General features: G+C 72.4%; 13 protein-coding genes. 9 read left to right on the forward strand and 4 right to left on the reverse strand.

The window, feature by feature from the left end; all coding sequences use genetic code 11:
- Window positions 1–95 precede the first annotated feature (95 nt).
- Window positions 96–863 (reverse strand): enoyl-CoA hydratase/isomerase family protein, encoded by a 768-nt coding sequence (locus tag ACZ303_RS10440; RefSeq protein WP_467337160.1) that lies wholly within the window; start codon window positions 861–863, stop codon window positions 96–98.
- Between the two features lie 102 nt (window positions 864–965).
- Window positions 966–2,192 (reverse strand): L,D-transpeptidase, encoded by a 1,227-nt coding sequence (locus ACZ303_RS10445; RefSeq protein ID WP_467337162.1) that lies wholly within the window; start codon window positions 2,190–2,192, stop codon window positions 966–968.
- Window positions 2,193–2,580: 388 nt separating this feature from the next.
- Here ACZ303_RS10445 and glgX point away from each other — a divergent pair, with 388 nt between their 5' ends.
- The 3 genes from glgX to ACZ303_RS10460 are packed head-to-tail and all read left to right on the forward strand — an operon-like array spanning window position 2,581 to window position 8,619.
- Window positions 2,581–4,938 carry a glycogen debranching protein GlgX gene (gene glgX, locus ACZ303_RS10450; RefSeq protein ID WP_467337164.1) on the forward strand — a complete coding sequence of 786 codons (2,358 nt, stop codon included), beginning with the start codon at window positions 2,581–2,583 and terminating at the stop codon, window positions 4,936–4,938.
- 34 nt (window positions 4,939–4,972) lie between these two features.
- The gene (locus ACZ303_RS10455) at window positions 4,973–6,772 is read left to right on the forward strand and encodes an ABC transporter ATP-binding protein (RefSeq protein ID WP_467337166.1); all 1,800 of its coding nucleotides are present in this window, start codon (window positions 4,973–4,975) and stop codon (window positions 6,770–6,772) included.
- Entirely contained in the window at window positions 6,769–8,619 is a 1,851-nt protein-coding gene (locus ACZ303_RS10460; RefSeq protein ID WP_467337168.1) for an ABC transporter ATP-binding protein, read from the forward strand. The genes ACZ303_RS10455 and ACZ303_RS10460 overlap by 4 nt, the downstream gene beginning before the upstream one ends.
- Before the next feature lie 19 nt (window positions 8,620–8,638).
- Here ACZ303_RS10460 and ACZ303_RS10465 read toward each other — a convergent pair whose 3' ends face one another.
- Entirely contained in the window at window positions 8,639–10,174 is a 1,536-nt protein-coding gene (locus tag ACZ303_RS10465; protein WP_467337170.1) for a carboxylesterase/lipase family protein, read from the reverse strand.
- 685 nt (window positions 10,175–10,859) lie between these two features.
- Between ACZ303_RS10465 and ACZ303_RS10470 the strand changes: the two genes are divergently transcribed.
- Entirely contained in the window at window positions 10,860–13,130 is a 2,271-nt protein-coding gene (locus ACZ303_RS10470) for a M4 family metallopeptidase (RefSeq protein ID WP_467337172.1), read from the forward strand.
- A 124-nt stretch (window positions 13,131–13,254) separates the two neighbouring features.
- Here the strand turns inward: ACZ303_RS10470 and glgP are convergent, their stop codons facing one another.
- On the reverse strand, window positions 13,255–15,882 hold the full coding sequence (gene glgP, locus ACZ303_RS10475) for an alpha-glucan family phosphorylase (protein ID WP_467337174.1): 2,628 nt from the start codon (window positions 15,880–15,882) through the stop codon (window positions 13,255–13,257).
- 108 nt (window positions 15,883–15,990) lie between these two features.
- Between glgP and ACZ303_RS10480 the strand changes: the two genes are divergently transcribed.
- The 5 genes from ACZ303_RS10480 to glgB all read left to right on the forward strand — a co-directional run bounded on the left by ACZ303_RS10480 (window position 15,991) and on the right by glgB (window position 25,589).
- Window positions 15,991–16,914 (forward strand): helix-turn-helix domain-containing protein, encoded by a 924-nt coding sequence (locus ACZ303_RS10480; protein ID WP_467337176.1) that lies wholly within the window; start codon window positions 15,991–15,993, stop codon window positions 16,912–16,914.
- Window positions 16,915–17,376: 462 nt separating this feature from the next.
- Window positions 17,377–19,371, forward strand: a complete 1,995-nt coding sequence (locus ACZ303_RS10485) for an alpha-1,4-glucan--maltose-1-phosphate maltosyltransferase (RefSeq protein ID WP_467337178.1) — start codon at window positions 17,377–17,379, stop codon at window positions 19,369–19,371.
- Window positions 19,368–21,101, forward strand: coding sequence for a maltose alpha-D-glucosyltransferase (gene treS / locus ACZ303_RS10490; RefSeq protein ID WP_467337180.1), 1,734 nt, complete (start codon window positions 19,368–19,370; stop codon window positions 21,099–21,101). The genes ACZ303_RS10485 and treS overlap by 4 nt, the downstream gene beginning before the upstream one ends.
- Window positions 21,102–21,414: 313 nt before the next feature.
- Complete coding sequence (locus tag ACZ303_RS10495) at window positions 21,415–23,073, forward strand: maltokinase N-terminal cap-like domain-containing protein (RefSeq protein WP_467337182.1); 1,659 nt, start codon at window positions 21,415–21,417, stop codon at window positions 23,071–23,073.
- Window positions 23,074–23,396: 323 nt separating this feature from the next.
- Complete coding sequence (glgB, locus tag ACZ303_RS10500) at window positions 23,397–25,589, forward strand: 1,4-alpha-glucan branching enzyme (RefSeq protein ID WP_467337184.1); 2,193 nt, start codon at window positions 23,397–23,399, stop codon at window positions 25,587–25,589.
- The last annotated feature ends 24 nt before the right edge of the window (window positions 25,590–25,613 follow it).

Genomic DNA, 25,613 nt, shown 5'->3' on the forward strand with positions numbered 1-25,613 from the left:
GCCGCGGAATTCCCCCACAAGAGGCAATCCACAGCGGTCGCGGAACCGGCCGCTCCGTCGGCCCACCGGGCATTTCGGCGTCAACCCACCGACATTCAGACGAACTTGGCCTTGCCGGGCCCGTCCTCGACGAAACTGCGCATGCCGATCTCCCGGTCCTCGGTCGCGAACAGGCCCGCGAACCAGTTGCGTTCGATGGCGAGACCGGTGTCGATATCGGTCTCCAGACCGGTGTCCACCGACTCCTTGGCGGCGCGCAGGGCGAGCGCGGGACCGGCGGCGAGCTTCGCCGCCCAGGCGTGCGCCTGCTCGTACACCTCCGCGGCCGGCACGACCCGGTCGACGAGGCCCAGGGACAGCGCCTCCTCGGCCCTGACCTGGCGGCCGGTGAAGATGAGGTCCTTCGCCCTGGACGGCCCGACGAGCCGGGCCAGGCGCTGGGTGCCGCCCGCGCCCGGGATCAGGCCGAGCAGGATCTCCGGCTGGCCGAGCTTGGCGTTGTCGGCCGCGATCCGGAAGTCGGCGCAGAGCGCGAGCTCGCAGCCGCCGCCCAGCGCGTAGCCGGTGACGGCGGCGACGACGGGCTTGGGGATCCGCGCGACGGCGGTGAACGAGTCCTGGAGGCCCCGGGACCGCGCCACCATGGCGGCGTGGTCCATGTCCCGCATCTCCTTGATGTCCGCGCCGGCCGCGAAGACCTTCTCGCCGCCCCAGATGACGACGGCCCGGACATCCTCGCGGCGGGTCGCCTCCTCGGCGAGCTCGCGGATCCGGTCCTGGGTGGCGATGTCGAGCGCGTTCATCGGCGGACGGTCCAGGCGGATGGTTCCGACGCCCTCGGCGACCTCAAGATGCACAGTCATGACAGCAGGTTAGTACCGGTTAACGGACAACGGCCCGGTGCACTGCGTCACAGTGCGCCGGGCCGTTCGCCTTCGGCCGGGGCCGGAGAGCCGGAGGAGGCGTCAGTTCCCGGCGGTCCACTCGGACCAGGACATGTTCCAGCCGTTGAGGCCGTTGTCCGGCTGGATCGTCTTGTCCTCGGAGTTCTTCACGATCACGACGTCGCCGACGAGGGAGTTGGCGAAGAACCAGGCGGCCGGCGTGGACGGGTCGCCGCCGCCGCGCTGGTCGAACAGGCCCACGCAGCCGTGGCTGACGTTCTCCGAACCGAAGGTGGACTCACCCGACCAGTAGTTGCCGTGCAGGAAGGTGCCGGAGGTGGACAGGCGCATGGCGTGCGGCACGTCCTTGATGTCGTACTCGCCGCCGAAGCCGACCGTGCGGCCGTCCATCCGCGTCACGTCGTGCTTCTCGCTGATGACCATCTGGCCGTTGTACGTGGAGTGGCCCGGGCCACCGGCCGAGATCGGCACGGTCTTGAGGGGCTTGCCGTCGCGCACGACGGACATCTGGTGGCTCGCGGCGTCGACGGTGCTCACCTGGCTGCGGCCGACGGTGAACTTCACGGTCTTGGTCTGCGTGCCGTACACGCCCTTCTGGCCCTGGACGCCGTCGAGGTTGAGCTGGACCGTCACCTTGGTGCCGGGGGCCCAGTACTTCTCGGGCCGGAAGTCGAGGCGGTCGTTGCCGAACCAGTGGCCCTTGACCGGCACGGACGGCTCGGCGGTCACCTTGACCGCGCGCTCGACGGCCTTGGGGTCCTCGATGCCGCGGCTGAAAGTGAGCGATACGGGCATTCCCACGCCGACGGTCTCGCCGTCCTCGGGCGTGAAGTAGCCAACGAAGGTGTTCTCGGGGGTGAGTGTCGTGAAGCTCGCGTGCTTGGCGGACTTCCGGCCCTTCTTGTCCTTGGCCAGGGCGTCCACCGTGTACTTGGTGGAGGCGGCGAGGTGGCGGGACGGCTGCCAGGCCGAACCGCCGTCGGTTATCTCGCCCTCCACCGTGTTGCCCTTGGCGTCGGCGACCTTGACGGAGGTCAGGCTGCCGTTCTCGGCGGTGACCTTCAGGGCGCCGCTCGTCGCGACTTTGGTGGCACCGTCATCGGGCGCGATCTTCACGGCCGCCTGCGAGGGCTTCCCGTCGTCGACCGGCCCGCCGCCCTTCTTGCCGTCGTCGTCCCCGCCCCCACAGGCGGTGACCAGCAGCAACAGCGCTCCGAGGAGCAGCGCCAGGAGGCTCTTCCCTCCGGTGCGCCCGGTGCGCCCTCTCGATATCGGCTGCGCGTTCACAACGGTCGTCTCCCCTCGCACGGCCCGCGGCCACGCGGCGCCCCCATTGAGCGCGACACCCGCGCTGTGGCGATAGATAACCACATGCCACGGACAGCGCAGACCCCGGGAATGTCACCGTTGAGTCCCAAATGAGAACGGTGGTACGAGTCGTGCGCATGGTGTGTGGCCTGTGGCCGAAGAGGGGCATCTTAAACCGGCCAGAAGCCCGTCGTGTCGCCGGGTCCGGCCGAGGTCGGTGGGCCTTCGCGCCCATCGACCGCACCCGATCACCTGTGTGAGCGCACGCGCCGATCTGGGCAGAAGTGGGGGAAGGACGCACCGCCGGCGCCCGGCACGGGAAGCCGGGGGCCCGGCGCGCCGGACGAGAGCCGCCGGAGGCGAACACGTGTCGAGCGCACCCGAGCAAGAGGCGGGGCAGGGCGAAAGGTTCGGGCCCGGGCCGGCCCGGCCCGCCGCGGCGGGCGCCGCCCCCGTCACCGTCAACGGCCACCGGCTGGCGAGGGAGGAGGAACCGGGCACCGCCGCGGTCTGGCCGGGCAGCCCGGAGCCACTCGGCGCCCGCTTCAAGGAGGGCGCCGAAGGGGTCGCGGGGACGAACTTCGCGCTGTGGGCCGGCGGGGCGGAGGCCGTCGAGCTGTGCCTCTTCGAGGACGTCCCCGGGGAATCCGACGGCGCCGGGCCGGCCGAGCGGGAGACCCGTCACCTCCTGACCGAGCTGACGCACGAGATATGGCACGGCTTCGTGCCCGGCGTGCTGCCGGGGCAGCGCTACGGCTATCGCGTCCACGGCCGCTGGGACCCGTGGACCGGCGCCCGCTGGAACCCCTCCAAGCTCCTCCTCGACCCGTACGCCCGCGCGGTCGACGGCGACTTCACGCTGCCGCCCGAGGTGTACGGGCACGTACGGGACTGGCCCCAGCAGCACATCGCCGACACCGTCCGCGACGAGCGCGACTCGGCCCCGTACGTCCCCAAGGGGGTGGTCGTCGCGGACGGCGACGACTGGGCGGACGACCACCGCCCGAAGACGCCCTGGCCCGACACAGTCATCTACGAACTGCACGTACGCGGCTTCACCATGCGCCACCCCGGCATACCGGAGCACCTGCGCGGCACCTACGCGGGGCTGGCGCACCCGGCGGCCGTCGAACACCTGACGCGGCTCGGGGTGACCGCCGTGGAGCTGCTGCCGGTCCATCAGTTCGCGCACGAGGACCACCTGCTGCGGCGCGGACTGCGCAACTACTGGGGCTACAACTCCATCGGATACTTCGCCCCGCACGCCGCCTACGCCGCCACCGGCACGCGGGGCCGGCAGGTGGGCGAGTTCAAGCGGATGGTGCGCGCCCTGCACGCGGCCGGCATCGAGGTCATCCTCGACGTCGTCTACAACCACACCGCGGAGGGCGGCGAGCTGGGCCCGACGCTGTCGCTGCGCGGCATCGACAACCGCCGTTACTACCGCCTCCAGGGCGACGCCCGCCGCTACGCCGACTACACCGGCTGCGGCAACACCCTGCACGTGGTGCAGCCGAACGTCCTGCGGCTGATCACCGACTCCCTGCGCTACTGGGTGCAGGAGATGGGTGTCGACGGCTTCCGCTTCGACCTGGCGGCGGCGCTGGCCCGGTCCATGCACGACGTCGATATGCTCTCCCCCTTCCTCGCCGTCATCGCCCAGGACCCGGTGCTGCGGCGGGTCAAGCTCATCGCCGAGCCGTGGGACGTGGGCTCGGGCGGCTATCAGGTGGGCGCCTTCCCTCCCCTGTGGACGGAGTGGAACGACCGCTACCGCGACGCCGTGCGCGACTTCTGGCGGGGCGCCCTGCCGGACGTACGGGACCTCGGCTACCGCCTCTCCGGCTCCAGCGACCTCTACGCGTGGGGCGGCCGCCGCCCCTACGCCTCGGTCAACTTCGTGACCGCGCACGACGGCTTCACCCTGCGGGACCTGGTCAGCTACGAGCAGAAGCACAACGAGGCCAACGGCGAGGGCAACCGCGACGGCACGGGCGACAACCGCTCCTGGAACTGCGGCGCCGAGGGCGAGACCGACGACGCGTCCGTCCTGGCCCTGCGACGGCGGCAGCTGCGCAATCTGCTGACGACCCTGCTGCTGTCCACGGGTGTGCCGATGCTGGTCGCGGGCGACGAGATGGGCCGCACCCAGGGCGGCAACAACAACGCCTACTGCCAGGACGACGCGACCAGTTGGCTCGACTGGTCGCTGCTGGAGGACCCCGGCTGGCGGGCGCTGACGGATCTGGCCGGGCGGCTCCTGACGCTGCGCCGCGCCCACCCCGTACTGCGCAGCCGCTCCTTCTTCTCCGGCCGTCCGCGGAGCGCGGACGGGCTGCGGGACCTGGCCTGGTTCACGGCGCGGGGCACGGAGATGACGGAGGCCGACTGGTACGCGCCGGCGGCGACCCTGGGGATGTACCTCTCCGGCCGCGACATCCCCCGGCGCGGCCCCGCGGGCGATCCCGTCACCGACGACAGCTTCCTCGCGGTCCTGCACGCCGGTTCCGGGCCCGTGTCCTTCACGCTGCCGGGGCCGCCGTGGGCGGACGGCTACGAACTCCTCGTCAACACCGCCCTGGAGGAGCAGGCGGAGGGGCCGGGCGAACGGCGGCGGGCGGGCGCGCCCGTGCCCGTACGGTCGCGGTCGGTCCTGTTGTTCCGGGCGTGCTTCGACGGTCGCGCGCGCCGTCCACCGGAGGTGCTGGGAACGAAAACCGAGTGAGCGCTGTCAGTGGTGAACCGTAGTCTCGGTCGTGATGACCGAGACCACGGGGTTACCCCATCCGACGGAGCGCCGCTCCGCGGCGCGTTCGCTGCTGCGCCTGTGGCCGTACGTACGGCCGGTGCGCGGCCGGCTCCTCATGGCCGCCTGCTCGGCGGTCCTGGCGTCCTGCGTCGGCCTGGTCATACCGCTCGCGCTGAAGTGGATGGTGGACGGGCCGGTCGCCCGCCACGACCCCTCGGGGGTGTGGCTCGGCGGGGCGGTCGTGCTGGTGCTGGGGGTCACGGAGGCGCTGCTGTTCTGGGCGCGGCGGATCCTGGTCGCGCGGCCGCTGACGCGCGTCGAGGCGGACATGCGCGCGGCGCTCTACCGCCACCTCCAGCGGCTGCCCGTCGCCTTCCACGACCGCTGGCCCTCGGGGCAGTTGCTCTCGCGCGCCACCACGGACCTGATGCTGCTGCGGATATTCCTGGCGTTCCCGCTGACCTTCCTGCTGGTCAACGGGGTGACCATCGTGGTGGGTTTCATCATTCTGCTGATGCAGGAGTGGACGCTGGGGCTGGTGCTGCTGGCGCCGGTGGCACCGCTGATCGTGCTGTGCGCGTTCTTCGAGGAGCGCTATTCGCGGGCCGCGCGCACCGTCCAGGACCAGGTCGGTGATCTGACGACGGTCGTCGAGGAGAGCGTCCTGGGCATCCGCGTCATCAAGGGCTTCGGGCGGCACCGCGGGCAGGAGCGGGCGTTCGCGGCGCTCGCCGGGGAGGTGCGCGGGACGGAGCTGCGCAAGGCGGGCCTGCTGGCGACGCTGGAGGCCCTGATCATGATCCTGCCGGAGCTGGCCGTCGGTGCCGCGCTGGTGCTGGGCGTGGTGCGGGTGGCCGACGGCGAGCTGTCGGCGGGCACGCTGGTGGCGTTCCTGTCGACGGCGCTGGCGCTGCGCTGGCCGGTGGAGTCGATCGGCTTCCTGCTGGCGGTGACGAACGAGTCGGCGACGGCGACGGACCGCTTCTTCGAGGTCATGGACGTGGCGGGCGAGACGGCCGGGCCGGTCCGGGTCCCCGCCGCCCCTCGCGAGGGGGACGGCCTCCGGATGCGGGGCGTGGAGTTCCGTTATCCCGACGCTCCGGCCGACGCCCCGCCCGTGCTGCGGGGCATCGATCTGCACATCCGTCCCGGCGAGACCATGGCTCTCGTCGGCACCACGGGCAGCGGGAAGACCACGCTGACCGCACTCATCCCCCGCCTCCACGAGGCGACCGCCGGGCGGATCACCCTCGACGGCCAGGACATCACCGCGCTGCCGCGCGAACGGCTGCGCGAGCTCGTCTCCGTCGCCTTCGAGGAGCCCACGCTCTTCTCGGCCACCGTCGCCGAGAACGTCCTGATGGGTGCCGGGAACGCCCGGGAGGCCGACCTCCACCGCGCGCTGGCCGTCGCCCAGGCCGACTTCGCGCACGCCCTCCCGGAGGGCACCGCCACCCAGGTCGGCGAGCAGGGCCTGAGCCTGTCCGGCGGTCAGCGCCAGCGCCTGGCGCTGGCCCGCGCGGTCGTCGGCGAGCCACGCTTCCTGATCCTCGACGACCCGCTCTCCGCGCTCGACGTGCACACCGAGGCCCTGGTGGAGGCGGCCCTGCGCGAGGTCCTGGCGACCACGACGGCCCTCGTCGTCGCCCACCGCCCCTCCACGGTCCTGCTCGCCGACCGGGTGGCCCTGCTGTCCGGGGGGCGGGTGACGGCGGTGGGCACCCACCACGAACTCCTGCGGGACAACCCCGAGTACGCCGCGCTCATGTCCGGCGAGCAGGCCGGGCGGACAGGAGGCCGGACCCGATGACCACCACCGTCCCCGACCCGCCGGCCGCCGAGCAGGACCGGGCCGCGGCGCCCGTCGGCGACTCCTTCGACAAGGACGTCCTGCCCACGCCCAAGGGCGCCTCGCGCGCCCTGCTGCGCTCGCTCCTCTCCCCCGCCCGGCGGCGGGTCCGGCTCGCCGTCGTCCTGCTGCTCCTCCAGCAGGCCGCCGTGCAGGCCGGGCCGCTGCTCGTCGCGTACGCCATCGACCGGGCCGTACCGGCGGTCCGCCGGGAGGACTACGGCCCGCTCGTCGCCGTCGGCGTGGGGTACGCGGTGTGCGCCCTGGCCGCCGCGCTGCTCCAGCTCGCCTTCATCCGGCTCGCGGCGCGCATCGGCCAGGACGTCCTGCTGGACCTGCGCGGCCGCATCTTCCGCCACGCCCAGTCCCTCAGCGTCGACTTCCACGAGCGCTACACCTCCGGCCGCCTGATCTCCCGGGCGACCACCGACGTCGAGTCGATCCGCGAACTGCTCAACGACGGCCTCCAGGAGCTGATCGGCGTCGCGCTGTCGGTGGTGTACGTCTCGGCGACGCTGCTGTACCTCGACCGGGGCATCGGCGCCGCGGCCGTGCTGTCCTTCGCGCCCCTGTATCTGCTCGTGCGCTCCTACCGGCGGCGCTCGGCACTGGTCTACGGCCGGCGGTCCACGGCGATCGCGGCGGTCATCGTGAAGTTCACCGAGACCATGAACGGCATCCGGCCGGTCCAGGCGTTCCGCCGCGAGCCCGTCAACGACGCGCACTTCGACGAGCTCAACGACCGTCACCGGGAGGCCAACGCCCAGGCCATGCGGGAGATGGCCCGCTATGTGGTCCTCTCCCGGCTGGTGGCCAACGCCGTGCTGGCCGCGATCGTGCTGTGGGGCGCCTACCGGGTGGCCGGCGGCGGACTGGCGCTCGGCGTGCTGGCCGCCTCGGTGCTGTATCTGCGGCGGCTGTACGACCCGATCGACCGGCTCGGGATGTTCCTCAACTCCTACCAGTCGGCGGCCGCGTCCCTGGAGAAGATCGCGGGTCTGCTCGGCCGGCGCCCCTCCGTCCCCGAACCGCGCGAGCCGAGGCCGCTGCCCGAGCGCCCGGCCGGCAGCCCCGGTCGCGAGGTCGTCTTCGACGGGGTGCGGTTCGCGTACCGCACGGGCGGCGAGGTGCTGCCCCGCTTCGACCTGACCATCGCCGCCGGGCGGACGGTCGCGGTGGTCGGCTCGACGGGCGCCGGGAAGTCCACCCTGGCCAAGCTCCTGGCCCGCTTCTACGACCCCACCGAGGGCGAGATCCGGCTCGACGGCGTACCGCTGCGCGATCTGGCGGGCCCGGATCTGCGCCGGGGCGTGGTGATGGTCACCCAGGAGGCGTTCCTGTTCTCCGGGACGGTCGCCGACAACATCGCCATCGGCCGCCCGGACGCGTCGCGCGAGGACATCGAACGCGCGGCGAAGGCGATCGGCGCGCACGACTTCATCACGGCCCTCCCGGACGGCTATGACACGGACGTCCGCAAGCGCGGCGGCCGCATCTCCGCCGGTCAGCGCCAACTGGTCGCCTTCGCCCGCGCCCTGCTCGCCGACCCGGCCGTCCTCATCCTCGACGAGGCCACGTCCTCCCTGGACGTACCGGGCGAACAGGCGGTGCAGCGCGCCATGCGGGTCGTCCTGCGCGGGCGTACGGCGGTGATCATCGCGCACCGCCTGTCGACCGTGTCGATCGCGGACCGCGTGCTCGTCATGGCCGACGGCCGCGTCGTGGAGGACGGTTCCCCGACCGCCCTGATCACCGGCACGGGCCGCTTCGCGGAACTGCACCGCGCGTGGCGGGAGAGCCTGGCGTGACGGCGCGTGCCGGTCGGCGCTAGCGGCCGAGCAGCGGCAGTGCGGGAAAGGTGTGGTCCTCCCAGATGAGGCGGGAGGTCTCCTCGGGGTAGGCGGTGACGACGGGGCGGGCATCGAAGAGCTGGACGAGGCGTCGCCCGGTGTCGTACGCGGGCCAGCCGGGATCACCGTGCGTGGCGAACGCCGTCCATGCGGCGCGCATGTGGGTGGACAGCGCTTCCGCCTCCGGGGACGGGCCTTCGCCGATCAGCAGGGCGGGCTGCCCCCGGTCCAGGTTGCCGAAGACGAGCGGCACGTCGAGGCCGTGGCAGGCGCCGAGGGCACCGCCCATGCCCGGGGCGGGCCAGGTCAGCTCGTAGACGTGGGCGCGGCCGCCGGCGGCGGCCTGGGCCTGGGCGAGGTGGTGGCTCGGCATGCGGAACAGCCAGTCGGAGTGGACTCGTTCGTACAGCTCCTCCGGGCCCGCGGCCGGGAAGCCCTCGCGGTATCGGTGTGCGCCGTCCCGGCCGGGGCCGAAGAGGTGCAGGGCCCGCGCCGCCTGCTCCTGTGTCACCTGGCCGAGCAGCCCTTCGAGCGCGGTGAACAGCCGCTGTTCGTCGCGGGTGTGGCCGACGAGGAGTGCGACGTCCCGGCCGGCGCCGTCGGCCAGGGCCTGCCAAGGTGTGACCGGCAGAGTGTCACCGTCGACGACCGGCGAGTACGGGATCGTCCTGTGCGCGATCCGGCCCCAGCGTGGTGCCCAGTGGGTCATCCTGGCGCCGACCGCGTCACCGGCGGCGGACAGCCGGGCCGGGGTCACCGTGGACAGTTCCGCCACCGTGGGCCTCAGCCCCAGCTCGGCGGCGCAGGCGGTGGCGATGTCGGCGGCGAGCTCCGGCGAGAAGAACGTGCCCGGCGCGCTCTGCGCGACGGCCCTGCCGAAGAGCCCGGCCGCACGGTCCATCGCCAGCAGCGCGGCGACCGATCCGGCGCCCGCCGACTGGCCGAAGACCGTGACGCGGTCCGGGTCGCCGCCGAAGGCCCGGATGTTGTCGCGCACCCATTCCAGTGCGGCGATCTGGTCGAGCAGGCCCCGGTTGGCGGGCGCCCCCTCGATCATCCCGAAACCCTCCAGTCCCACCCGGTAGTTGAACGTCACCACGACGACGCCGTCACGCGCCAGGCGGCCGCCGTCGTACTCGGGAAGGCCGGACATGCCGATCGTGTAGGCGCCGCCCTGGATCCACACCATCACCGGCAGCCCCGCGCCCGGGCCCGGCTCGGGCGACCAGACGTTGACCGTCAGCCAGTCGTCACCGACCGCGTCCCGCGCCAGCGCGTCCATGCCGAAATGGCCGCCCTGCGGGGGCGGCGGGCCGTACGACACCGCCGGCCGCTCCCCGTCCCACCCCCGGGCAGGCCGCGGCGCGGCGAAACGCAGCGGGCCGACCGGCGGCTCGGCGAACGGGATGCCGCGGAAGACCGCCACACCCGCCTCCCGGCCGCCGCGCGACGCCCCGGCCGCCGCGCGGACCACGGGCCAGGATCCGGACGGCTCCGACGCGACCACGGTCATCACCCCTCGCTCTGTGGGCAGGCAGGGCGCGATCACGGAGGTTCGCGCGGTCGGCCCGGACACTGCGAATCGTCCCGCCGCACCGCGACGCGCGCCAGCCATTTACGGCTGGCCCGGCCTCCTGGATCAGGGCGCCACCGACCGGATTTCGGCGTTCCCGCGAAGACCGGTGCGTGCGAAGTCACGGATTCCGCATGGTGGTTCGCGTCGAGCCGCCCCGGAGGCCCGGCACCGCGCCTGAACAGCCCCGCGCGGCGGCGGCACCCCGCGCGGCGGGAAACGGCGCCGCATCCGGCATCGCACAGGATCCCCACAAGAACGGGTCACCGCTATGCGGACCGTGGTCTTTCGTCAACGGACGCATTCCGGCCAACTTGCCGCCGGACTCCTGACACGTACATGCCCACGGTGGCACTCTTCCCTCCACCGACGCACGGCTTCCCCATGGCACCACCGCCGGGCGTCGCATCGCCGTATCCGCGTTCGCGTGTTCCCCACAGCACCGCGCATCCCCACAGCACCGCGTGTTCCCCACAGCACCGCGCACCCCCACATCCCCACCCGCGGGCCCGCGTGCAGCGGCACGTACCCGCATCCGTGTTTCTTGCCTCGCTCTGCCCGGGCGGCCACCTCGCCGCCCGGTCGCCTCCGGCCACCCACCGTGGCCACCGCAGAAGGAGTCAGCGTGAGACCCACCCCCCATCGGCGAGCAGTCGCCACCGGCGCGTTGGTCGCCGTCACCGCCATGCTGGCCGTCGGCGTACAGACCGGTTCCGCCGACGCCCGTACCGACGACGCCCCCGCCCGCAAGGTCGCCGCCAAGGCCGACCCCGGCGCGCTGCCCGTCAAGCTCAGCCCCTCGCAGCGCGCGGAACTCATACGCGACGCCAACGCGACCAAGGCGAAGACCGCCGAGGACCTCGGCCTCGGCGCCAAGGAGAAGCTGGTCGTACGGGACGTGTCCAAGGACGCCAACGGCACGCTCCACACCCGCTACGAGCGGACGTACGACGGTCTGCCGGTCCTCGGCGGCGACCTCGTGGTCGACGCGACCAAGGGCGGCACGGTGAAGACCGTCGCCAAGGCGAACAAGGCCCGTCTGGCGCCGCCGACGACCACGCCCTCCTTCGCCGCGTCCGGCGCGGAGACGGACGCCGTGAAGGCCGCGCAGGCACAGGGCTCGAAGGCCACCAAGGCCGACAAGGCGCCGCGCAAGGTGATCTGGGCGGCCAAGGGCACCCCGGTCCTCGCCTACGAGACGGTCGTCGGCGGCCTCCAGGACGACGGCACGCCCAACCAGCTGCACGTCATCACGGACGCGAAGACCGGTAAGAAGCTCTTCGAGTTCCAGGGCATCAAGCAGGGCACCGGCAACAGCCAGTACAGCGGCAAGGTCACCATCGGCACGAGCCCGTCGTACACGATGACCGACGGGACGCGCGGCGGCCACAAGACGTACGACCTCAAGCACGGCTCGTCCGGCACCGGCACCCTCTTCACCGACTCCGACGACGTCTGGGGCAACGGCACCACCAGCGACCCGGCCACGGCCGGCGTCGACGCGCACTACGGCGCACAGCTCACCTGGGACTACTACAAGAACGTCCACGGGCGCAGCGGCATCAAGGGCGACGGCAAGGGCGCGTACAGCCGGGTGCACTACGGCAACGCCTACGTCAACGCGTTCTGGGACGACACCTGCTTCTGCATGACCTACGGCGACGGCTCGGGCAACAACAAGCCGCTGACCTCGATCGACGTGGCCGCGCACGAGATGACGCACGGCGTCACCTCGGCCACCGCCAACCTGACCTACAGCGGTGAGTCGGGCGGCCTCAACGAGGCGACCTCGGACATCTTCGCCGCGGCCGTCGAGTTCTGGGCGAACAACCCCAGCGACCCGGGCGACTACCTGGTCGGCGAGAAGATCGACATCAACGGCAACGGCACCCCGCTGCGCTACATGGACAAGCCCAGCAAGGACGGCCGGTCCAAGGACGCGTGGTACTCCGGCCTCGGCGGCATCGACGTGCACTACTCGTCGGGCCCGGCCAACCACTGGTTCTACCTGGCGTCCGAGGGCAGCGGCCAGAAGGAGATCAACGGGGTCAAGTACGACTCCCCGACCTCCGACGGGCAGCCGGTCACCGGCATCGGCCGGGACAACGCCGCGAAGATCTGGTTCAAGGCGCTGACCCAGCGCATGCAGTCCAACACCAACTACGCGGGCGCGCGGGACGCGACGCTGTGGGCCGCCGGCGAGCTGTTCGGCGTCGGCAGCGAGACGTACAACAACGCGGCCAACGCGTGGGCCGCCATCAACGTCGGCAGCCGGGTCTCCACCGGTGTCTCGGTCACCGCTCCCGGTGACCAGACCAGCATCGTGAACACGGCCGTCTCCCTTCAGATCAAGGCGACGAGCTCCACGAGCGGCGCGCTGACCTACTCGGCGACCGGGCTGCCCGCGGGCCTGTCGATCAACTCCTCGACCGGTCTGATCTCCGGCACCCCGACCGCCACCGGCACCAGCAACGTGACCGTGACGGTGAAGGACTCGGCCGGCAAGACGGGCACCGCCTCCTTCAAGTGGACCGTGAACACCACGGGCGGCGGCAGCGTCTTCGAGAACACCACCCCGGTGGCGATCCCGGACGCCGGTGCGGCCGTCACCTCGCCGATCGTCGTGACGCGCAGCGGCAACGGCTCCGCCGCCCTGAAGGTGGACGTGAACATCACGCACTCCTACCGCGGTGACCTGAAGATCGACCTGGTCGCCCCCGACGGCAAGACGTGGTCGCTCAAGGCTTCGGACGCCTGGGACTCGGCCGCGGACGTGAAGGCGACGTACACCGTCGACGCCTCCGCCGTGTCCGCCACCGGCACCTGGAAGCTCCAGGTCCAGGACGTCTACTCCGACGACAGCGGCACCATCAACAGCTGGAAGCTCAGCTTCTGATCCGATGATCCGATCCCGATCCGCGGGGTCATGACCGGCGGCCGGTCCGGCCGCCATCGGAACCAGGCGCCGTCCGGGGTGCGTGCGATCCCCCCGGACGGCGCCTCACCATGTGCGGGCCGGCTCAGCGCAGCAGCACGCCCGCCGCCTGGGCCGTCTTCTCCGACGGCAGGGTGACCAGGCCCAGCTCCGCGCCGCTGGCCAGGAGCCGGTGGGCGGGCAGGATCCGGACGGTGTAGCCGAAGGGGCCGGCGCGGTCGAGGGTCAGCGGTCCCTCGTAGAGCCGCCGGCCGTCGATACCGGGGCCGCTGGTGGGCTTGAGGGGGAAGGTGGTGGTGCGGCTGAGGTGGTCGGAGGGGTCGACGCGGCCGGCGACGGCCTGGACCTCGACGTCCGCCGGGTCCAGGGCGCCCAGGCTCACGCTGACCCGCAGCGAGACCGTGGAGCCGAGCTCCGCCGTGCCGTTCAAGGCGGTGTCCGCCACCGCCTCCACGTGGTCGACGGCGACGGCCGGCCACGCCTCCCGCACCCGGGACTTCCAGGCGGCCAGCTCCCGCGCGGCGTCGGGGTCCAGGGCCCGCTGGGCCTCGGCCGCGGGGGCGTAGAGCCGCTCCACGTACTCGCGCACCATGCGCCCGGCGAGCACCTTGGGACCCAGCGTCGCCAGGGTCCGGCGGACCATCTCGATCCAGCGGTCGGGCAGTCCGCCCGCGCCGCGGTCGTAGAAGCGCGGCGCGACCCGCTCCTCCAGCAGGCCGTAGAGGGCGGCGGCCTCCAGGTCGTCGCGGCGGTTCTCGTCGGTGGCGGTGCCGTCGGCGGTGGGGATGGCCCAGCCGAAGTCCGGTTCGAACCATTCGTCCCACCAGCCGTCGAGCACGGACAGGTTGAGACAGCCGTTGAGCGCGGCCTTCATCCCGGAGGTGCCGCACGCCTCCAGCGGGCGCAGCGGGTTGTTGAGCCAGACGTCACAGCCGGGGTAGAGCTTCTGGGCCATGGCCATGCCGTAGTCGGGCAGGAAGACGACGCGGTGGCGCACCCGCGGGTCGTCGGTGAACCGCACGAGCTCCTGCACCAGGCGCTTGCCGCTGTCGTCGGCGGGGTGGGCCTTGCCGGCGACGACGATCTGGAGGGGCCGCTCGGGGTGGAGCAGCAGCTCCATGAGACGGTCGCGGTCGCGGAGCATCAGGGTGAGGCGTTTGTACGAGGGGACGCGGCGGGCGAAGCCGATGGTGAGGACGTCGGGGTCGAGGACTCCGTCGATCCAGCCGAGCTCGGCGGTGCCGGCGCCGCGCTGGCGCCAGGAGGCGCGCAGCCGCTCGCGGACCTCCTCGACGAGCTGTTCGCGCAGGGTGCGCCGCAGCTCCCAGATGTCGGCGTCGGGGATGTCGGCGACGGCGTCCCAGCGCTGGGAGCCGCCGACGGTCAGGGCGTCCTCGGCGCGGCCGGCGCCGATCTGCCGGGCCCCGAGGCGCAGCACCTCGGGGGCGACCCAGGTGGGGGCGTGGACACCGTTGGTGACGGAGGTGATGGGCACCTCCTCGGGGTCGAAGCCCGGCCAGAGCCCGGCGAACATCTGCCGGCTGACCTGCCCGTGGAGGGTGGAGACGCCATTGGCGCGCTGGGCGAGGCGCAGACCCATGACGGCCATGTTGAAGAGGTTGGCCTCGCCGCCTGGATAGCTCTCCAGGCCGAGTTCGAGGACGCGTTCGACGTCGATGCCGGGGAGTTCGCCGGCGGTGCCGAAGTGGCGGGCGACGAGCTCGCGGTCGAAGCGGTCGATGCCGGCGGGGACGGGGGTGTGGGTGGTGAAGACGGCTCCGGCGCGTACGCACTCCAGGGCGGAGTCGAAGTCGGCGCCCCGCTCGACGTGCTCGCGGATGCGCTCCAGGCCGAGGAAGCCGGCGTGCCCCTCGTTGGTGTGGAACACCTCCGGTTCGGGGTGGCCGGTGAGCCGGCAGTACGTGCGCACGGCGCGCACCCCGCCGATGCCGAGCAGCATTTCCTGGAGCAGCCGGTGTTCGCCGCCGCCGCCGTAGAGGCGGTCGGTGACCTCGCGTTCGCCGGGGGCGTTCTCCTCGACGTCGGAGTCCAGGAGCAGCAGCGGCACCCGGCCGACGTGGGCCTGCCAGATGTAGGCGCGCAGGGAGCGGCCGCCGGGGAGGGCGAGGGAGACGCGGCTGGGCGTGCCGTCGGGTTCGCGGAGCATGGTCAGGGGCAGCTCGTTGGGGTCGAGCAGGGGGTAGTGCTCCTGCTGCCAGCCCTCGCGGGAGAGGGACTGGCGGAAATAGCCGTGGCGGTAGAGGAGCCCGACGCCGATCAGGGGGACGCCGAGGTCGCTGGCGGACTTGAGGTGGTCGCCGGCGAGGATGCCGAGGCCGCCGCTGTACTGCGGCAGGGCGGCGGTGATGCCGAACTCGGGCGAGAAGTAGGCGATGGCGGCGGGAAGTCCGTCGGGCTGTTCCTGATACCAGCGCCGGCCGGTGAGATAGTCGTGCAGATCGTCGGAGGCCGCGGCGAGCCGCCGCCGGAAGCGGCGGTCCTCGGCGAGGGCGGCCAGCCGGGTGGCGGGCACGGCGCCCAGCAGCCGCAGCGGATCGCCGGCGGCGGCCCGCCAGCCCTCGGGGTCGACGGCCTGGAAGAGCTCGCGGGTCTCGGGGTGCCAGGACCAGCGCAGATTGCGCGCCAGCTCGCTGAGCGGTCGTAGGGGCTCCGGAAGGACGGGGCGCACACTGAATCGACGAATGGCCTTCACCCCCACGACGGTAGCGCCGTGCGGGCCCCGGTTTCGGCCTGTTGGCGGCAACTGCCCACCCCTGGCAGGAGCGGGCGGGAAGTGCGCCCCCTGAGGTTGACTGGTCACATGGATATACCTGTGGAGTTGGGGGACTTCCTCCGTACGCGCCGGGCCCGCCTCCAGCCGGAGGACGTGGGTCTCGTGGCCTACGGCGCACGCCGGCGCGTGCCCGGCCTGCGGCGCGAGGAGCTGGCACGGCTGGCCGGGGTGAGCGTGGCGTACTACACGCGGCTGGAGCAGGGGCAGGCGGGCAACGCCTCGGACGGGGTGCTGGACGCCCTCGCGCGGGCGCTGCGGCTGACCCCGGACGAGCACGCGCACCTGCGGAACCTCGCCCGGCCCGGGCGCGCCGGCCGGCCGGCGGCGCCGGTGGGGAGCGCGGGGGCGGGCGTGCGGCAACTGGTGGCGTCGATGGGCGTGCCCGCGCTGGTCATCGACGCGCGGTACGACGTACTGGCCTGGAACCCGCTCGGCCACGCCCTGCTGGCCGGGCACCTGGACGCCGACGGGCCCGACCGCCCGGGCGAGCGGCCCAACACCCAGCGGCTGCTCTTCCTGGACGACCGCGCGCGGGAGCTGTACCCGCGCTGGGAGGAGGAGGCCGGGCGCGCGGTCTCCGCGCTGCGGCTGGCGGCGGGCGAGCATCCGCGGGACCGGCGGCTGGCGGCCCTGATCGGCGAACTGACGGCGGGCAGCGCCGATTTCGCGGCGCTGTGGTCGGGACACCCGGTGCGGGCCTGCGCCTCGGGGGAGAAGGTCTTCCGGCATCCACGGGTGGGGTCGATGACATTGTCGTTCGAGATGATGCGGTTGCCGGACACGGGTGGCCAGGGGCTGCTGGCGTTCAGTGCCGAGCCTGGCTCGTCCTCGGAGGCCGCGCTGCGACTGCTTTCGGCATCGGTTGTCCCGGTCGGGGACCCGCTGAGCGGAGTCGGTGCGTCCACCCGCTCGTGGGCGGGCGATGACCGCTCGGAGCGGATCACCGGCTGATGCGATCGGCGGAGAGGGAAATACGCCACGCGTACGTGTCCGGCTCCGGCTGCCGAATGACCCTACGGACTTCGACGGCGCTGTCGGGCGGGCGTTACCCCGTCCGGGCGCCAGCTACCCCCTTTTCGCGCATTGCACACGATCGGCCCAGCGAGGAGACTTCATACGGGTGACGGCGTGCCGGCCGTCCTCCCCACTCGGTGGCAGGGGAACTACGCACCGGTAGTTCATCCGTGGCGGGCATGCCCGCCCGGGACCGGTGGGAAAGCTCAATCGGTATGCAGGGAAATCACGCCGCCACCCCTTTCCACCACAGCTCCGCCCTTCGCGCATTTCCTCCGCGCCCACCCGGGTGAACGCGGCCGGAAGCGGTCACGCACGCGTCCGGCCGACCGCCGGCGGAGCAGATAGAAAGAGCAGAACCGCCAGACTCCCGATTCCGTCGAACCTCCAGGTGATCCCATGATCGGTCGCATTCCCGTCCTGGACCTCGGCCCGCTCGTGGACTGCGGCCGCAGGCCCGTCAAGGCGGTGGCCGGAGAGGCTTTCCAGGTGACGGCCACCGTCTTCCGCGAGGGCCATGACGCGCTGGGTGCCAATGTGGTGCTGCGGGATCCGGCGGGCCGCTGCGGTCCCTGGACGCCGATGCGGGAGTTGGCGCCGGGCACCGACCGCTGGGGCGCGGAGGTCACCCCGGACACCGAGGGCCGCTGGACGTACGCGGTGCAGGCGTGGAGCGACCCGGTGGCGAGCTGGCGGCACGAGGCGGGCATCAAGATCCCGGCGGGCATCGACACCGAACTGGTCCTGGAGGAAGGCGCCCTGCTCCATGAGCGGGCGGCCGCCGGGGTGCCCAAGAACGAGGGCCGGGAGGCGGTGCTGGCCGTGGTCGACGCGCTGCGGGACGCCGGCCGCCCGGTCGCGGCGCGGCTGGCGGCCGCGCTCACACCCGAGGTCTCGGCGGCCCTGGCCGCCCATCCGCTGCGCGAGCTGGTCTCCACCAGCCGCTCGGTGCCGGTGCTCGTGGAGCGCGAGCGGGCCCTCTTCGGCTCCTGGTACGAGCTGTTCCCGCGCTCCGAGGGCGCGTCGCTGCCCGAGGGCAAGCCACCGGTCAGCGGCACGTTCCGCACAGCGGCCCAGCGGCTGCCGGCGGTCGCGGCGATGGGCTTCGACGTCGTCTACCTCCCGCCGGTGCACCCCATCGGCGGCTCCTACCGCAAGGGCCCCAACAACGCCCTGGCGGCGGGCCCGTACGACGTGGGCTGCCCCTGGGCGATCGGCTCCGCCGACGGCGGCCACGACGCCCTCCATCCGGATCTGGGCACCTTCGAGGACTTCGACCACTTCGTCGCGCGCGCCCGCGAGCTGCGGATGGAGGTGGCGCTGGACTTCGCGCTCCAGTGCTCGCCCGACCACCCCTGGGTCCACAAGCACCCCGAGTGGTTCCGGCACCGCGCCGACGGCACCATCGCCTACGCCGAGAACCCGCCGAAGAAGTACCAGGACATCTATCCCCTGGCCTTCGACGAGGACTTCGACGGAATCCTCCGCGAGACCCTGCGGGTGCTGCGCTTCTGGATGGCGCGCGGCATCCGGATCTTCCGCGTCGACAATCCGCACACCAAGCCGGTGGTCTTCTGGGAGAAGGTCATCGCCGACGTGGGCCGCACCGACCCCGATGTCGTCTTCCTCGCCGAGGCCTTCACCCGGCCCGCGATGATGCGCACGCTCGGCGCGGTCGGCTTCCAGCAGTCGTACACCTACTTCACCTGGCGCAACAGCAAGCGCGAGCTGACCGACTACCTCACCGAGCTGTCGGGCGAGGCGGCGGCCTGCATGCGCCCCAACCTCTTCGTCAACACCCCCGACATCCTGCACGCCTACCTCCAGGACGGCGGCCGGGCGGCCTTCGAGATCAGGGCCGTGCTCGCCGCCACGCTCTCCCCCGCCTGGGGTCTCTACGCCGGCTACGAACTGTGCGAGAACACCCCGGTGCGGAAGGGCAGCGAGGAGTACCTGGACTCCGAGAAGTACCAACTGCGTCCCCGCGACTGGGAGGGCGCCGAGCGCGCGGGCCACAGCCTCGCGCCGCTGATCACCCTCCTGAACCGGCTGCGGCGGCGTCAGCCCGCGCTGCGCAGGCTCCGCAACTTGCGTTTCCATCACGCCGACAACGACTCCGTCATCGCCTATTCCAAGCGGGCGGGCGGCTCGTGCGTCCTCACGGTCGTCAACCTCGACCCCCACCACACCCAGGAGGCCACGGTCTCGTTGGACATGCCGGAACTCGGCCTCGCATGGCATGAGTCCGCCCCGGTGCGCGACGAGCTCACCGGAGAGACCTATCACTGGGGCAGGGACAACTATGTGCGCCTGGAGCCGGGCCGTTCCATCGCGCCCGCGCACGTGTTCTCGCTGCGACCGTCCTCACCGATCGGAGGGTCACCCACACCATGATCGTCAATGAGCCCGTCCACGACACGTTCGAGGACACCCCGGCCAAGGACCTGGATCCCGACTGGTTCAAGCGGGCCGTCTTCTACGAAGTGCTCGTGCGGTCCTTCCAGGACAGCGACGGAGACGGCATCGGCGACCTCAAGGGTCTGACCGCCAAGCTGGACTATCTGCAATGGCTGGGCGTCGACTGCCTGTGGCTGCCGCCGTTCTTCCAGTCGCCGCTGCGCGACGGGGGCTACGACGTCTCCGACTACACCGCGGTGCTGCCGGAGTTCGGCGACCTCGCCGACTTCGTGGAGTTCGTGGACGCGGCGCATCAGCGGGGCATGCGCGTCATCATCGATTTTGTCATGAACCATACGAGCGATCAGCACGACTGGTTCCAGCAGTCGCGCTCCGATCCCGACGGCCCGTACGGCGACTACTACGTCTGGGCCGACGACGACAAGCAGTACCAGGACGCGCGCATCATCTTCGTGGACACCGAGTCCTCGAACTGGACCTTCGACCCGGTGCGCAAGCAGTACTACTGGCACCGGTTCTTCTCGCACCAGCCCGATCTCAACTACGAGAACCCGGCCGTGCAGGAGGAGATCCTGGCCGCGCTGCGGTTCTGGCTGGACCTGGGCATCGACGGCTTCCGCCTGGACGCGGTGCCGTATCTCTTCGCCGAGGAGGGCACCAACTGCGAGAACCTCCCGCGCAGCCACGAGTTCCTCAAGCGGGTGCGGGCCGAGATCGACGCCCACTACCCCGACACGGTGCTGCTGGCCGAGGCCAATCAGTGGCCGGAGGACGTCGTCGACTACTTCGGCGACTACTCCACGGGCGGCGACGAGTGCCATATGGCGTTCCACTTCCCCGTGATGCCGCGCATCTTCATGGCCGTCCGGCGGGAATCCCGCTATCCGGTCTCGGAAATCCTGGCCAAGACCCCGGCCATCCCCGCCCGCTGCCAGTGGGGGATCTTCCTGCGCAACCACGACGAGCTCACCCTCGAGATGGTCACGGACGAAGAGCGCGACTACATGTACGCGGAGTACGCCAAGGATCCGCGGATGCGCGCCAACATCGGCATCCGGCGCCGACTGGCCCCGCTGCTCGACAACGACCGCAATCAGATCGAGCTGTTCACCGCGCTGCTGCTGTCGCTGCCCGGCTCGCCGATCCTCTATTACGGGGACGAGATCGGCATGGGCGACAACATCTGGCTCGGTGACCGCGACGGCGTCCGCACCCCGATGCAGTGGACGCCCGACCGCAACGCCGGCTTCTCCTCCTGCGACCCGGGCCGGCTGTATCTGCCGACCATCATGGACCCGGTCTACGGCTATCAGGTCACCAACGTCGAAGCGGCCATGAGCAGCCCGTCCTCGCTGCTGCACTGGACGCGCCGGATGATCGAGATCCGTAAGCAGAACCCCGCTTTCGGACTCGGCTCGTACACAGAGCTGTCATCCAGCAACCCCGCCGTGCTGGCGTTCCTGCGCGAAGTGCGCGTGCCGGGGCAGAGCGACGACGACCTGGTCCTGTGCGTGAACAATTTCTCGCGCTTCGCACAACCGACCGAGCTGGACCTCCGGTCGTTCAACGGCCGCCATCCGGTCGAGCTCATCGGTGGCGTGCGCTTCCCGGCCATCGGCGAGCTGCCGTATCTGCTGACCCTGGCCGGACACGGCTTCTACTGGTTCCGCCTGCGCCGCAACGCCTCGCCGCCGGCCGGGCACTGAAGTGAAATCCCGTGCGCGTCCCGATCGGCCGCGCACGGGCGGTTTTCCCTTACGAAGCCTGGGAACCCTCACTACTACGCACGGGCCGGGCCGATCAGATCGACACCGTTCGATTCCGCCGCGGAGGCCGTCGAGGTCTCCGGGGCCGGAGCAAGCGCCACAGCACGCATCGCACGTACCGCACGCACAGGCCGCTGGGGCTGACCGTACGGACGATCCTCGCCCGACACGTCCCGCACCGCGCACCGGTCGAAGCCGCAATCCGGGACACTTTGCCCTACCTGTCGTGTGCCCGGGGAAAGGACGCGACGCCATGTCGGACGCTGCACCGTCCCGCCGGGGGGCCACCCGCCGCGGGGCGTCCCCCGAGCCGCTGCTGTCCTCGGTCCGTGCGGCGTCGGCCACCGCCGCGCTGCCGGCGGACGCCGTCGAGCCCGGGCTGCTCGGGTCGCTGATGCCGCTGCTGAGCGAGTGGCTGCCCCGGCAGCGGTGGTTCGCGGGGAAGGGCCGTCCGATCACCGGCTTCACGCTCGTCACCGCCACCGAGCTGCTCCCCCACCCCGCCGGCACCACCACCCCCGGCCTGCTCCATGTGCTCGTACGAGCCCATCAGTCCGGCCCGGCGGAGACCGGCGCCCCGGCCGTCCACGCCGGCACCGACGACTGCTACCAACTGCTCCTCGGCGTCCAGGACGTCCTGCCCCCGCACCTGGCACCCGCCTTCATCGGCCGCCCCTCCGGCGGCCCGCTGCACGGCCGCACCCTCTACGAGGGCCTCGCCGATCCACGCCTGACCGCCCTGCTCCTGGAACGGCTGCGGGTGCCGGGACGGCTGGGACCGCTGCGCTTCAGCCGTGAGGAGGGCGCCGCCATCCCCGCCGGCCTGACACCCCGGCTGGTCACCGCGGAGCAGTCCAATTCCTCCGTCGTCTACGGCGAAACGTATATCCTCAAGCTCTTCCGCCGCGTCTGCCCCGGCATCAACCCCGACCTCGAACTCCCCCGCGCCCTCGCCCGCACCGGCTGTGACCGGGTGCCGCCGCCGGCCGCCTGGTTCGAGGCCGAGCTGGCCGGCGCGGGCACCGGTCCACTGACCCTCGGCGTGCTCCAGCCCTATCTGCCGGGGTCCGCCGACGGCTGGCAGCTGGCCCTGAGCGCCCTGGCCGTACGGGCCGACTTCACCGCCTCCGCCCGCGCCCTCGGCCACGCCACGGCCGAGGTGCACGCCGCGCTGGCCGAGGCGCTGCCCACGGTCGTCCTGCGCCGCCCCCAGCTCGAACACCTGGCCGCCGCCATGACGTGGCGCCTGGACGCGGCGGCCGAGGCCGTCCCCGCCCTGCGCCCCTACCGCGCCGCGCTGTGCGCGGCGTACGACGAACTCGCCGCGCTCGGCCGGGCCGGACGCACCTGGCGGGCCCAGCGCATCCACGGCGATCTGCACCTGGGCCAGGCGCTGCGCACGGCCGAGGACGGCCGCTGGGCCCTCATCGACTTCGAGGGCGAGCCCGCGCGCCCGCTGGCCGAGCGCCGCCGCCCGCAGCCCGCCGCCCGGGACGTCGCGGGCATGCTGCGTTCCTTCGACTACGCGGCCGCGGTGGGCCGCGCCGGCGGCACCACCTGGTCGGAGCGGGCCCGCGCCGCGTTCTGCGAGGGTTACGCGACCGTCCACGGCGACCCGCGCGAGGACCCGCAGCTGCTGCGCGCGCACGAGACGGACAAGGCCGTCTACGAAGTCCTCTACGAGGCCCGGCACCGCCCGGACTGGCTGCCCGTGCCGATGTCCGCGATCCACCGGCTCGCGCAGGCCCGGCCGGGCGGCGAGCCCGAGGCGGCGGACGGCGTGCCGAGCCGCGCGTACGGCCGCAGGCCGGGCGGGCTCGCCGCGCCCGGCACCGGCGAGGAGCCCACCCGCGCGGCCGCGGTTCGCCCGAGCGGCCCCGCCCGCCGGCCGGACGGCCCGCAGCCGGCATGACCCACCGCCCCCGCACCACCGACCACCCCCCGGTCGCCGGCCGGGGGCCCGAGGAGGACCGCCCCGTGACCGCTCGACCACCGTCCAGCCGACCGCCCCACGAGCCCGGGGCCGACCGGCCCGGCGAGCCGGGCGGGGTCCCCGCGACGTTCCGCCCGGCGCCGGCCCGGCCAAGCCCCCGGAGCGGGGCCGCGCGGGAGACGTCCGCGGGCCCGGATGCCGGACCACCGGCGCGCGAGTCCGCCACCGCGCCGGCGCCCCGCGCGACTCCGTCCTCGACCCTGGCACCGTCCCGCGCCCGCAGGCCCGCGGAACGGCGCGGCGTGCGGCCCGCCGAGCCGCTGCCCGTTGACGAGCGGGCGCGGCTGCTGCACGGGGCGCACCACGATCCGCACGCGCTCCTCGGCGCGCACTCCGCGCCCGGCGGTGTGGCGTTCCGGGCGCTGCGGCCGTTCGCCCGCTCGGTGACGGTCGTCGGGCAGGGCCTGCGGGCGGAGCTGTACGACGAGGGGGACGGGTTCTTCGCGGGCGTGCTGCCGCTGCGGAAGATCCCCGACTACCGCCTGCTGGTGGCGTACGACGACGCCGAGCTGGAGATCGAGGACCCGTACCGCTTCCTGCCCGCCCTCGGCGAGCTGGACCTGCATCTGATCCACGAGGGCCGGCACGAGGAGCTGTGGCGGGCGCTCGGCGCGATGCCGATGACGCACGAGGGGGTCGAGGGCACCCGGTTCACGGTGTGGGCGCCCAACGCCCAGGGTGTGCGGGTGGCCGGCGACTTCAATTACTGGGACGGCACCGGTCAGCCGATGCGGTCGCTGGGCGGATCGGGGGTGTGGGAGCTGTTCCTGCCGGGCGTCGGCGAGGGCGCGCTGTACAAGTTCCAGATCACCCGCCCCGACGGTTCGCACACGCTGCGCGCCGATCCGATGGCCCGGCGCACCGAGGTGCCCCCCGCCACAGCGTCGATCGTGCACGCCTCGCACCACGACTGGCAGGACGGGGAGTGGCTTGCGCGCCGCACGGAGCGGCCCGTGCACGAGGCGCCCTTCTCGGTCTACGAGCTGCACCTGGCGTCCTGGCGGCCGGGACTGACCTACCGGCAACTCGCCGAGCAGCTGCCGGCCTACGTCAAGGACCTGAGCTTCACGCACGTGGAGCTGATGCCCGTCGCCGAGCACCCCTTCGGCGGCTCCTGGGGCTATCAGGTCACCGGCTTCTACGCCCCGACCTCCCGCATGGGCACCCCCGACGACTTCAAGTACCTGGTCGACGCGCTGCACCGGGCCGGCATCGGGGTGCTGATGGACTGGGTGCCGGCGCACTTCCCCCGGGACGACTGGGCGCTGGCGGAGTTCGACGGGCGTCCGCTGTACGAGCACGGGGACCCGGCGCGGGCGGCGCACCCGGACTGGGGGACGCTGGAGTTCGACTACGGCCGCACGGAGGTCCGTAACTTCCTGGTGGCGAACGCCGTCTACTGGTGCCAGGAGTTCCACATCGACGGTCTGCGCGTGGACGCCGTGGCGTCGATGCTCTACCTCGACTACTCCCGCGAGGAGGGCCAGTGGACGCCGAACGTCCACGGCGGCCGGGAGAACCTCGACGCGGTGGCCTTCCTCCAGGAGATGAACGCCACCGTCTACCGCCGCTGCCCCGGTGTCGTCACGATCGCCGAGGAGTCCACCGCCTGGGACGGCGTCACCCGCGCCACGCACCATGTGGGCGTGGGCGGCTTCGGCGGCCTCGGCTTCGGGCTGAAGTGGAACATGGGCTGGATGCACGACTCGCTGGTCTACGTCTCCAAGGAGCCGGTCCACCGGAAGTACCACCACGGTGAGATGACCTTCTCCATGATCTACGCGTACAGCGAGAACTACGTGCTGCCGATCTCCCACGACGAGGTGGTGCACGGCAAGCGCTCGCTGGTCTCCAAGATGCCGGGCGACTGGTGGCAGCAGCGCGCCAATCACCGGGCGTATCTGGGCTTCATGTGGGCCCACCCGGGCAAGCAGCTGCTCTTCATGGGGCAGGAGTTCGCCCAGGGTGCCGAGTGGTCGGAGGGGCACGGCCCGGACTGGTGGCTGCTGGACCCCTCGTACTCCGCCGCCGCCGACCACCGGGGCGTGCGCGATCTCGTGCGCGACCTGAACCGGGTGTATCTGGGGACGCCGGCGCTGTGGCAGCGCGACACCGTGCCCGAGGGGTTCGAGTGGGTGGACGGGGACGCGGGCGAGGACAACGTCTTCGCGTTCCTGCGCTACGACGCGGACGGCTCGCCGCTGCTGGCGGTCAGCCACTTCTCACCCGTCGTGCGGCACGGCTATCCGCTGGGCGTGCCCGCGCGGCACACGGCCTGGCAGGAGGTCCTCAACACCGACGCCGAGCGCTACGGCGGCAGCGGCGTGACCAACCCGGACCCCATCAAGACGGAGTCCACCCGCCACCACGGCCGCCCGGCGAGCGTGACGGTGACGCTCCCGCCACTGGCGACGGTGTGGTTCCGGGCGGTGTAGCGCGGCCGGACGCACGGGTGCCCC

Source organism: Streptomyces sp. NPDC023527 (assembly GCF_055560115.1).

What these genes read in the sequence shown, in the direction of transcription:
- treS (WP_467337180.1), top strand. Translation starts at nt 19,368, where the DNA reads ATGATCGTCAATGAGCCCGTCCACGACACGTTCGAGGACACCCCGGCC.
- ACZ303_RS10480 (WP_467337176.1), top strand. Translation starts at nt 15,991, where the DNA reads ATGGATATACCTGTGGAGTTGGGGGACTTCCTCCGTACGCGCCGGGCC.
- ACZ303_RS10465 (WP_467337170.1), bottom strand. Translation starts at nt 10,174, where the DNA reads ATGACCGTGGTCGCGTCGGAGCCGTCCGGATCCTGGCCCGTGGTCCGC.
- ACZ303_RS10495 (WP_467337182.1), top strand. Translation starts at nt 21,415, where the DNA reads ATGTCGGACGCTGCACCGTCCCGCCGGGGGGCCACCCGCCGCGGGGCG.
- ACZ303_RS10455 (WP_467337166.1), top strand. Translation starts at nt 4,973, where the DNA reads ATGACCGAGACCACGGGGTTACCCCATCCGACGGAGCGCCGCTCCGCG.
- ACZ303_RS10440 (WP_467337160.1), bottom strand. Translation starts at nt 863, where the DNA reads ATGACTGTGCATCTTGAGGTCGCCGAGGGCGTCGGAACCATCCGCCTG.
- ACZ303_RS10485 (WP_467337178.1), top strand. Translation starts at nt 17,377, where the DNA reads ATGATCGGTCGCATTCCCGTCCTGGACCTCGGCCCGCTCGTGGACTGC.
- ACZ303_RS10460 (WP_467337168.1), top strand. Translation starts at nt 6,769, where the DNA reads ATGACCACCACCGTCCCCGACCCGCCGGCCGCCGAGCAGGACCGGGCC.